Annotated in this window: 13 protein-coding genes and 1 pseudogene; 11 read left to right on the top strand and 3 right to left on the bottom strand. The window is 66.3% G+C overall.

From position 1 onward, the window contains the following. Window positions 1-53 precede the first annotated feature (53 nt). The 3 genes from ACVWWW_RS02695 (at window position 54) to ACVWWW_RS02685 (ending at window position 1,958) form a co-directional block, all read left to right on the top strand. On the top strand, window positions 54-395 hold the full coding sequence (locus ACVWWW_RS02695) for a YciI family protein (protein ID WP_027083987.1): 342 nt from the start codon (window positions 54-56) through the stop codon (window positions 393-395). A gap of 117 nt (window positions 396-512) precedes the next feature. Continuing rightward, on the top strand, window positions 513-1,043 hold the full coding sequence (locus tag ACVWWW_RS02690) for an RDD family protein (protein WP_051235591.1): 531 nt from the start codon (window positions 513-515) through the stop codon (window positions 1,041-1,043). Window positions 1,044-1,109: 66 nt separating this feature from the next. Further along, window positions 1,110-1,958 (top strand): hypothetical protein, encoded by an 849-nt coding sequence (locus ACVWWW_RS02685; RefSeq protein WP_155914449.1) that lies wholly within the window; start codon window positions 1,110-1,112, stop codon window positions 1,956-1,958. 279 nt (window positions 1,959-2,237) lie between these two features. Here ACVWWW_RS02685 and ACVWWW_RS02680 read toward each other — a convergent pair whose 3' ends face one another. After that, the gene (locus tag ACVWWW_RS02680; protein ID WP_027083989.1) at window positions 2,238-2,510 is read right to left on the bottom strand and encodes a hypothetical protein; all 273 of its coding nucleotides are present in this window, start codon (window positions 2,508-2,510) and stop codon (window positions 2,238-2,240) included. A 204-nt stretch (window positions 2,511-2,714) separates the two neighbouring features. On the opposite strand from ACVWWW_RS02680, the gene ACVWWW_RS02675 reads away from it, so the two are divergent. The 6 genes from ACVWWW_RS02675 (at window position 2,715) to ACVWWW_RS02650 (ending at window position 6,363) form a co-directional block, all read left to right on the top strand. Then, window positions 2,715-3,557, top strand: coding sequence for an N-acyl homoserine lactonase family protein (locus ACVWWW_RS02675; protein WP_196804429.1), 843 nt, complete (start codon window positions 2,715-2,717; stop codon window positions 3,555-3,557). 52 nt (window positions 3,558-3,609) lie between these two features. Beyond that, window positions 3,610-3,804 (top strand): CPXCG motif-containing cysteine-rich protein, encoded by a 195-nt coding sequence (locus ACVWWW_RS02670; RefSeq protein WP_027083991.1) that lies wholly within the window; start codon window positions 3,610-3,612, stop codon window positions 3,802-3,804. Window positions 3,805-4,125: 321 nt separating this feature from the next. Beyond that, window positions 4,126-4,908, top strand: coding sequence for a polyphosphate kinase 2 (gene ppk2 / locus ACVWWW_RS02665; protein ID WP_027083992.1), 783 nt, complete (start codon window positions 4,126-4,128; stop codon window positions 4,906-4,908). A gap of 105 nt (window positions 4,909-5,013) precedes the next feature. After that, entirely contained in the window at window positions 5,014-5,484 is a 471-nt protein-coding gene (locus ACVWWW_RS02660; protein ID WP_027083993.1) for a DUF1456 family protein, read from the top strand. Window positions 5,485-5,533: 49 nt separating this feature from the next. Then, complete coding sequence (locus tag ACVWWW_RS02655) at window positions 5,534-5,845, top strand: hypothetical protein (protein WP_027083994.1); 312 nt, start codon at window positions 5,534-5,536, stop codon at window positions 5,843-5,845. A 107-nt stretch (window positions 5,846-5,952) separates the two neighbouring features. After that, window positions 5,953-6,363: a hypothetical protein gene (locus ACVWWW_RS02650; protein ID WP_027083995.1), complete on the top strand. Its 411-nt coding sequence runs from the start codon at window positions 5,953-5,955 to the stop codon at window positions 6,361-6,363. A 79-nt stretch (window positions 6,364-6,442) separates the two neighbouring features. Here the strand turns inward: ACVWWW_RS02650 and ACVWWW_RS02645 are convergent. After that, a pseudogene (locus ACVWWW_RS02645) lies at window positions 6,443-6,580 on the bottom strand (DJ-1/PfpI family protein); the annotation flags it as partial. Window positions 6,581-6,864: 284 nt separating this feature from the next. Here ACVWWW_RS02645 and ACVWWW_RS02640 point away from each other — a divergent pair. After that, the gene (locus tag ACVWWW_RS02640; protein ID WP_155914450.1) at window positions 6,865-7,257 is read left to right on the top strand and encodes a hypothetical protein; all 393 of its coding nucleotides are present in this window, start codon (window positions 6,865-6,867) and stop codon (window positions 7,255-7,257) included. Between the two features lie 134 nt (window positions 7,258-7,391). Next, on the top strand, window positions 7,392-8,309 hold the full coding sequence (locus ACVWWW_RS02635; RefSeq protein WP_155914451.1) for a hypothetical protein: 918 nt from the start codon (window positions 7,392-7,394) through the stop codon (window positions 8,307-8,309). A gap of 130 nt (window positions 8,310-8,439) precedes the next feature. Here the strand turns inward: ACVWWW_RS02635 and ACVWWW_RS02630 are convergent, their stop codons facing one another. Then, complete coding sequence (locus ACVWWW_RS02630) at window positions 8,440-8,970, bottom strand: type 1 glutamine amidotransferase domain-containing protein (protein WP_027083998.1); 531 nt, start codon at window positions 8,968-8,970, stop codon at window positions 8,440-8,442. Between the last annotated feature and the right edge of the window lie 193 nt (window positions 8,971-9,163).

Below are 9,163 nucleotides of genomic sequence, written 5' to 3'. Positions count from 1 at the left end.
CACGAAACGCTCTTCAGCACGCCCGCAATAGCGCGCGACACCGGAAAAGCGATATGTCCAAATACCTGATCTCCTTCCCCGCCCCCGCAATGATCGTCCCCGACGGCGAATGGGATGACGTCGTACGCGACTCGCACGCCGTGATCGAACAGGCCAAGGTCGCGGGCGTCTACCTCTTCGGCGGCGGCATCGACGAAGGCGTGCCGGTCGCGCTCGTCTCCGCGGACGGCACGACAGTCGATAACGGATACCCCGATGGGCCGAAGCTCAATGGCGGCTTCACCATCCTCGAACTGCCCTCGCGCGACGCCGCCATCGAATGGGCCGCCCGACTCGCCAAAGCGTGCCGCTGCGCACAGGAACTGCGCGTCTTCCATTACGACCCGGCGTCGTAATACGGAGTCCCTGCGGCGGCGCGCGCCCGATCGCCGGCCGTAGGTCCAACAGGCAAGGTGCCCGCTTTTGGTTATCGTTCGTTCGCGCTCGGGCGCGTAACCAAACCAGGGGACCTCATGACGAACAAAGAACCAGACCGCAGCCCACCACTTCCGGTCGCCGCGATCGCCGCCGGATACGACGCCTCCATCGTCGTACGCCGTTGGCTCGGCGCGTGGATCGATTTCATCGTGCTGGCGTCGTTCCTGCTCATCCCCGACTACGTGCTCGGCAACGAGCGATACCAGGCGACGCTCGTCGTGTGGATCGCGTTGCTCGTGGCGTATTTCCCCGCGATGGAGATGCTGTTCGGCAAGACGGTCGGGAAGTTCGCCACCGGCACGCGCGTCGTCAATGCAGCGGGCGGACGTCCTTCGCTGGGGCAGGCCCTCGTGCGCACGCTGTTCCGCCTGATCGAAGTGAACCCGTTGCTCGCCGGCGGCATTCCGGCCGGCATCGCCGTGGTCGCATCGCGACACAAGCAGCGCCTGGGCGACATGGTCGCGACGACGTACGTCGTGCTGGATCGTGACCTGCGTATGGGCGCGCTCAACGCGACCGCGAACGTCTCGATGACGGCGCCGCCGCCACTTCCCGATGTTTCCTGACCGGCGAAGCGACCTGCGATCGCCGCCGTGTTACAACGCCCGCGCCGCCACTATCAAGGAAGACCCATGGTCAGTCGTTGCTCGCCACGCAGCGTGTTGTTCGTGATCGCACTCTCGATCATCGCCATGCCGGCGTTTGCGCAGTCAGCCACCACCGTCATAACGAATGACGTCGCATCCGGACAGGGTATGCCAGGAACGTATTCGTACAACGCTGTCACAGCGTTTGGCGGCTACCCTGCCGGCTCCGCATTTTCATTTTCGGGGCGTACTTCGACGTCATCGTTCTCAGTGAGGCTATCCGCGCCCTCAGGACAAGTGCTGCACCTTGGGACATATGAGGGTGCGATTCAGCCCTGGATCGATGCGACCAAGCCGCAGCTCGACGTCGCGCTCAACAACACCAGCTGCAACGAGGGCAGCGGCCGCTTTGAACTGACCGACCTTTCGACGACAGCAGCCGGATACGTCGAACATGCCAAGGGCCATCTCGACTACTTCTGCTACGGAAACGCGACGGGACTGCACGCGGACTTCGATCTCACATATCCGCCCGCACCACCTCCGATGCAGGTCCGCATCGAGGCTTTGGATCGCGGATATCAGGACCGGTACGGCAACTTCACGGCTTATGTCGCGGTGACCTGCTCGCGCGCGGCTACCGCCCTGGTGTTCGGGACAGTGACGCAGGATCGGCCCCGTGAAGTCAGCGAAGAGGTCATGGATTACGTCGATTGCACGCCGACACCAACACGTTTCCCGGTCCATAGCGGCGTCGGGAATGGTCCGTTCGCGCTGACAACGGCACGGTTCGACATGCACGCACTGGCCAATGACGGCGTGGGGCGAGTTCAAGTCCTTGCGAGCGATAGCGCACGCGGACCGATTCTGCCTGACCGGACTGCGCATCCCTGATCGGCGTGTGTGTGACGCGACGGATGCAACGTCGCGCTTTGGTGCACGGAACGCGGCCGACAGAATGTCGGCCATCGTCGTGTGATGAGACGTTCTGACACCGACGACTGCTGCGCCGGGTACCCCGTCGAGTGTTTGCCGATCGCGCGCTATTTATCGGCGCGCTGACTCGCTTGCTCGTCTTTGCACTGGCATAGAAAAATAACGACGACTCGCAGCCCGCGAACAGGGTTCCATGGCCGCACGCCGCAACAAGCGCGAGAGCGTGAAGATGCCCACCTACTCCGCGTCGTTCGCCGCCCGCGCCGCATCCTCCAGCGACTTGCGCAGGATGAGCTTGTAGTTCTCCAGCGTCCCCTGGAAGCCGTCGCGCATCGGATGACTTTCGGGCAGCGCGCCGAGCGTCTCCATGGTCGCCTGCTCCAGCGACTCGATGACCGACAGCAGCGCCTGCGGCTGCGAACTGAAGGGCAGCATCACGCCCACCACGGCCTTCAATGCGGCCATCTCTCCGTAGAGGCGGTACAGCGGTTCGGCGGAGGCGTCGGTCATCTCGAAATTCCGGTCATGCGTGAGGTCACGCTGTAGCGGTCACGATGCGGGAAGCGCGTGATCGCTGCAAACCTCGATCGTGAATCCGCGCCGACACGATGCCGGCCGTCGGCGAAGCGGCCGGTGGTACGCGCAGCAGCGTCCGTCGTAGCGATGCCGGGCCACAATCGCGTCCAGTCCTGATCCGCCACTACGGAGCCAACGATGCGCATGCCCCGCCCCATCGCCCACGCGTCGTGCGTGATCGCCGTCGTCGCCCTGTGCGGTGCCGCCTTCACCGCGAACGCCGCCGACGTCGCACTCGCGCGTCTCGACTGCGGCAACGAGCCGGCACCGGTCAGCGTCGCGTCGTTCTCCGACACCTTCGAGCACGAGCAGCTGAAGCTGCCGCTCACCTACAGCTGCTACCTGATCCGCCACGGCAAGGACTACCTGCTCTGGGACACGGGCAACGCGATCGATGGCGCGCCGGAAGCGCCGAAGGTGTCGATCGTGCAGCAGCTAGCGCGCATCGGCCTGCGCCCGGACGACATCGCCAACGTCGGCATCAGCCACTACCACGGAGACCACACCGGCCAGCTCGCCGACTTCCCGAAGGCGAAGTTGCTCATCGGCCAAGGCGACTGGGCGGTGAGCGCGGCCAACCCGCCGGCCGGCATGGACGCGAAGGACTTCGGCGCGCGACGTGCACGCTTCGCGCCGTGGATCGCAGGCGGCACGGTCGAGCCCGTCACCGGCGACCGCCACGACGTGTTCGGCGACGGCACGGTCGTGATGATCGACCTGCCCGGCCACACGCCGGGCCACCACGGCCTGCTCGTGCGCCTGGAAAAGATGGGCAACGTGCTGCTGACCGGCGACGTGACCCACTTCCGCGAGAACTACCGCAGCGACGGCGTACCGACGTGGAACACCGACCGCGCGCAATCGCTGGCGTCCCTCGACCGCTTCCGCAAGATGGCGACGAACCTGTCCGCGACGGTGATCATCCAGCACGACCCGCGCGACATCACCAAGCTGCCGACGTTCCCGGCATTCGCGCGCTGACGGCACCACACGGCGCACGCTCGGCCGCCCTCTCCCGCGCATCGAGAACCCCATGCTGTCCACCCGCGAAGTCGAATGCCCCTACTGCGGCGAACCCATCGACCTCGTCGTCGACAGCAGCGGCGGATCGCAGCGCTACATCGAAGACTGCCAGGTCTGCTGCCGACCGATCACCGTGATTCTGGAAGTCGACGGCGATAGCGACGACGACGTGCAGGTCTACGTGCAGTCGGAATCGGATACCTGACGGCAGCACGACGCACTGCCAGCGCCATACGAGTAGCGAACATCCACGAGAGACCCGAAGGGCGGCGCATAGGACGTGCGCCGTCCGCACCCGAGCCAGGATGGCGAGTGTGCGGATCGTATGGACGCACAAGCCGCGAGCGGTAGATCCGTCGGGGAAGGTGCTTTCTTTTGGTTACTTTTCTTTGCACCAGCAAAGAAAAGTGACTCGGGCGCGACAGCGCACGAAACGCCTCCGCTCCAACGTCGCATACGAGCGCAAACAGCACGTGCACTGCATCCGAGCGACAGTCCTACACCGACGCCGCGCGAGAAAACGCCCATGAGCCACCTGAAAAAGAAGGCCTACCGCGCCCTCCTCGAGCCCCTGCAGCTCGAACTCATTGCCCTCTCCCAATCCCTCGCGCACACCGGCGGCCGCGTCCTCGTGCTGATGGAAGGCCGCGACAGCGCCGGCAAGGGCGGCGCGATCCAGGCCATCGCCGAACACCTCAACCCGCGCCAGTGCCGCGTCGTCGCGCTGCCCAAGCCCACCGATCGCGAAGCCGCGCAGTGGTATTTCGAGCGTCACGTCGCGCACCTGCCCGCGGCCGGCGAGATCGTGCTGATGGATCGCAGCTGGTACAACCGCGCCGGCGTCGAACGGGTGATGGGCTACTGCACCGATGCGCAATACGACGCCTTCCTGCGGCAGGCGCCGCTGTTCGAGCGCCTGCTCGTCGATGACGGCATCCACCTGTTCAAGTACTGGCTCTGCGTCGACCAGAAACTGCAGGAAGAACGCTTCCAGGAACGTCGCACCGATCCGCTGAAAGGCTGGAAGCTGTCGCCGATCGACCTGCAGGCGCGCACGCATTACGACGCCTACACCGAGGCACGCGAGGCCATCCTGCGTGCGACGCATACCGAGCAGGCGCCGTGGACGCTGGTCGATTTCAACGACCAGAAACGCGGCCGGCTGACGCTGATCCGCGACCTGCTCGATCGCATGCCGGATGCGCGGCTCACCGAACCGGTGATGGACCTGCCGCCGCTGGAGGGCAAGCCGTCGAAGGAAAGCTACGACGTGGTGAAGCCGATTCCGTCGTTCCCGCTGCACGATTGAACGCGCTGCGGACGGTCGCGCCCGGTCGTGCGTCGGCACGATTACGGGCCTGACCGCGCCAGTCCTTTATCCTGCGCGGGTCTTCCCGCCGTGCCGCGCAAACCCATGATCACCAACGACGTCCTGCGCAGCGTGCGCTACATGCTGGACCTGAGCGACGCGCACGTCGCCAACCTCGTCCAGATGGCCGACCCGGCCGTGGTGCTCGACAAGGCCGATGTGCAGGCCTATCTGCGCAAGGAGGACGAGCCCGGCTTCCAGGATTTCGACGACCGCCTGCTCGGCCTGTTCCTCGACGGGCTGGTCATCCATTGCCGTGGACCGCGCGAGGATGCAACGCCGCGCCCGCCCGAGAAGCGCGTCAACAACAATGCCGTGCTGAAGAAGCTGCGCGTTGCGTTCGAGCTGAAGGACGTCGACATGCACGCGGTGTTCGCGGCCGCGGGGCATCCGATCTCCAAGCCGGAGCTGTCCGCGCTGTTCCGCCAGCCGGGCCACAAGAACTTCCGCCTGTGCGGCGACCAGCTGCTGCGGTACTTCCTGCGTGGGCTGACGTTGCGGGTGCGCGGCGGCTGAACGCTGCGTCTCGACCTTCCGCTACATACGCCACGCCTAGAATCGCGCCATGGACTATCAGCTGGTCATCAAGCTCTGGCGCAAGTCGTTGACGGACGAAGCGTTCCTGGCGACGGTCGAGAACGAACTGAAGGCGGCGCTGGGCAATGCCGTCGAGCTGGAAGGGCACGACGTGAGCGCGAAGGAGATCAACTTCTTCATGCTCACCGCCGACCCGCGCCCCACCTTCCGGCGTGCGAAGGATGTGCTGGAAAAGCTCGGCGTTGAGGCCGGCCTATCCGCGGCCTACCGCCTCAACGGCGGCGCGCAGTTCACCTCGGTTTGGCCCACGCGGCCGATGCGGAAGTTCACGCTGCCGTAGAGCCGTGCTGCGCCGGCTTGCATGCGGCGCCCGCGCCCGGCACTTTGATGGCGTGGCCGCAACGGCCGCGTCCAACCTCTGCATGACCCGACTGGGGAGCCGTCGTCATGAAATCGATCGTCAGTGCGGCGTTTGCCGCCGCCCTCCTGCTGTGCGCCTTCGACTGCGCGGCGTCCGAACGCTGGTACTGGGCCACCGCCCAGTGCAGCGACGAGTCCGAGGAAAACGTCTACATGTTCGCGGCGGTGGTGAGCGTCGACGCGGATGACGATGATGCCGACGCGCCACAGCACAGCCAGGACTCGGCGCGCTTCGGCTTCGGCAACCATGCCGAATCGACGTACGCGGACGACTACTGCGCCGCGGGCGGCATCAGCGCGCAGAACATGGCCGCGAGAGGCAGCTACGACAGTCGCGACGAAGCTGCTGCCGCACTCGATGCCTATGTCGAAAGCAAGGAAGCCGACGACAGCCCGTGGCTGACCATCGTTCGCGTCGACGATTACACGGCCGACTAGACGGCAGCCGCCTCCGCAGAGACACGCGAGGTCTCAACATGCGCTTGCAGTGACAACGCCGTCGCTGCGCGTACCAAGGTCAGCGCAGCGCCTCGATCACCGCATCCGCGAACTGCGGAATGTCGTCGGGCTTGCGGCTGGTGATGAGGTGGCCGTCGCGCACCACGGCTTCGTCCTTCCACGTCGCGCCGGCGTTGTGCAGGTCAGTGCGGGCCGCCCTTCGCTCGGGACATTGCGGAAGCACCGGCAGCGATGCGAGACGCGCTCCGGATGCGTCGCGAAGCGCTCCACTTCGGGGCCGAGCAACCCCGCTCGCGCGTCCCGTGCGTTGGATGTCCCCGCGACCGCACGCGAGCCGGGCATGAATCGCGGCGTCCGTCAGGACGCCAGGCAGTGCCCGTTCCTTGCAGTGCGCCCGCCCGCCGCGTCGCGACCTTGCCGCGCGAGGAGGCCCGCCACAGAATCGACCCGGTCCACAGCGTCTTCAAACAGGGGGAAACAATGAAGAACCAACACGCACGACGTCGCGTAATGGCGGTACTCGTCGCAGCCGGCCTTGCGCTTGCGGGCAGCAATGCAGTCGCGTCCGGCTGGATCGACGAGCTCGAACAAAGCTGCAACGCGGGTGATGGCGGCGACTGCGGCACGCTGGGCAGTCAGCTCATGCTGGGCGCGGTGGTACCGAAGGACGCGGTGCGCGCCCGCGCGGCGTTCGAGAAGGGCTGCGGGCTCGACGACCGGATGGCGTGCGTCGGCGTCTACCAAGCGCTGGCACTGGGCGAAGGCGGTCCGCAGGAGCAGGCGCGCGCGAAGCAGCTCGAGCCGAAGGTCTGCAAGACCGGGATCGTTTCTGTCGACGTGCACTTGAAGGCCAAGGGGCTCTGCCGCGACTGACTACTGCGCAGTCGGTGCAATCCAAGCATCGAGGCACAAAGCCGTGCCGCGCCACGGGTGCACACGCGCATGTTTCGCCATGCCGGCCGCCGAGCGCCGCAGGGCCGACCAGGACAACTACCAGGGGACACGCCATGGCATCACGCTTCCTATCAAAAGCCGCACTCGCACTCGCCTTCTCCTGCGCGATGAGCGCGCACGCCGAGCAGTGGACGCTCTGTACCGCGCTGTCGCACGACGGCAATCCGGCGGTCGGTGTCGTCACCGTGTCGCAGGTGTTTCCCGTGTCAGCTGCGGGCGACTACCTGACCGAGTGGCGCACGTACATCGCGCAGAAATACCTGGGCATGTCCGAGCACATCGCGCTGTGCTCGGAGTCCGTGGACTCCGCTGCGCAGGCCGCCACCGGGCGCGACAACTTCATCTACAAATACAGCGGCGCGTATGTGGTGGACGAACCGGATTGGCGCCCGCGCGGCGCGATGGCGGCGCCGACACCGGCACAGAACGCCGCGACACGGCGCGGTGACACCAATGTGGCGCAGCCGGCGACGAACGACGCATCCGACACTGCGTCGTCCGACGATGACGATGCACAGGCCGCACGCGCGCAGGAAGAAGCACAGGCACGTGAGCGCACGCGACGCGACGCCGAGGCCAAGGCCAAGGTGGCCGACGCTGCGAAGGTGGAGCAGCAGCGCAAGGCCGACGCCGCAGCGAAGGCGACGCGCGACGCGGAAGCCAAGCGTCGCGAGCAGACGGAGAAGCTGAAGGCGTCGACCGACACCGATGCGAACCGCTGCGTCACCACGCCCGAAGTGAAGACCGACGCGACCTTCAAGGGCAACACCGCCGCAAGCGTCATGAACGGCTGCGGCGTACCGGTCGACGTGCGCGTCTGCCTGATGACCGACGGCGGCTGGAACTGCGGCATGACCTACGGCCTGCAGCCGCAGCAGCGCTGGAGCTATTCGTCGTTCAAGGCGACAGGCCGCGTCTTCATGGACGCACGCACGTCCACGAGCAGCCGCAAGATGGCGTCGCCGGACTGAGGTTCGCTGTAACACCGACGATCGAAGCGGGCGGTGCTGCACTCGCCCGCTTCGATCCGGTTCGCACGCGCGGGTGGCCGATGCTTGGTGGACGCACGGCAGACGTCGGTGCGCGACGCGGTCGGGTCGATCAACGCAACGCCTCGATCACCGCATCCGCGAACTGCGGAATGTCGTCGGGCTTGCGGCTGGTGATGAGGTGGCCGTCGCGCACCACGGCTTCGTCCTTCCATGTCGCGCCGGCATTCTGCAGGTCGGTGCGCACCGACGGCCACGACGTGACGCTGCGGCCCTTCGCGGCACCGGCCTCGACCAGCAGCCACGGGCCGTGGCAGATCGCCGCAAGCGTCTTGCCGGCGCGATCGAATGCACGAACGAACTCGACCGCCGCGTCCTGCGTGCGCAGCTGGTCGGGATTGATGACGCCACCCGGCAGCACCAGCGCGTCGTAGTCGTCGGCGCGGGCCTGCGACAGCTCGACATCGACCGGCACGGTGTCGCCCCAGTTCTTTTCCGACCAGCCGCGGATCTCGCCCGGCTTCGGCGAAATCACGTCGACCTGGAAGCCGGCGTCCTTGAGCAACTGGCGCGGCTTCATCAGCTCGGACTGCTCGTACCCGTCGGTGGCGAGAATGGCGATGCGTTTGCCGTTGGCGGCCATGGTCGATCTCCTTGAAAGACGCGCACCGTAGGCGCGGCGCGGTGGCGTCGTCGTGATCGAGCGGCCGTTCGTGTGTCGGCAATGTCGATGCGACGTGCCGCATACGTCGCGCGGTGGGTTGATGCACGCTCGGGTCGCCGACATTCGTTTAACCGTCCACGGCCTAGAAGCTGCAGTCCCGACCCCGGAGCCC

Source organism: Lysobacter sp. HA18, from assembly GCF_054057595.1.
This window is presented reverse-complemented; position numbering and strand designations above follow the sequence as displayed.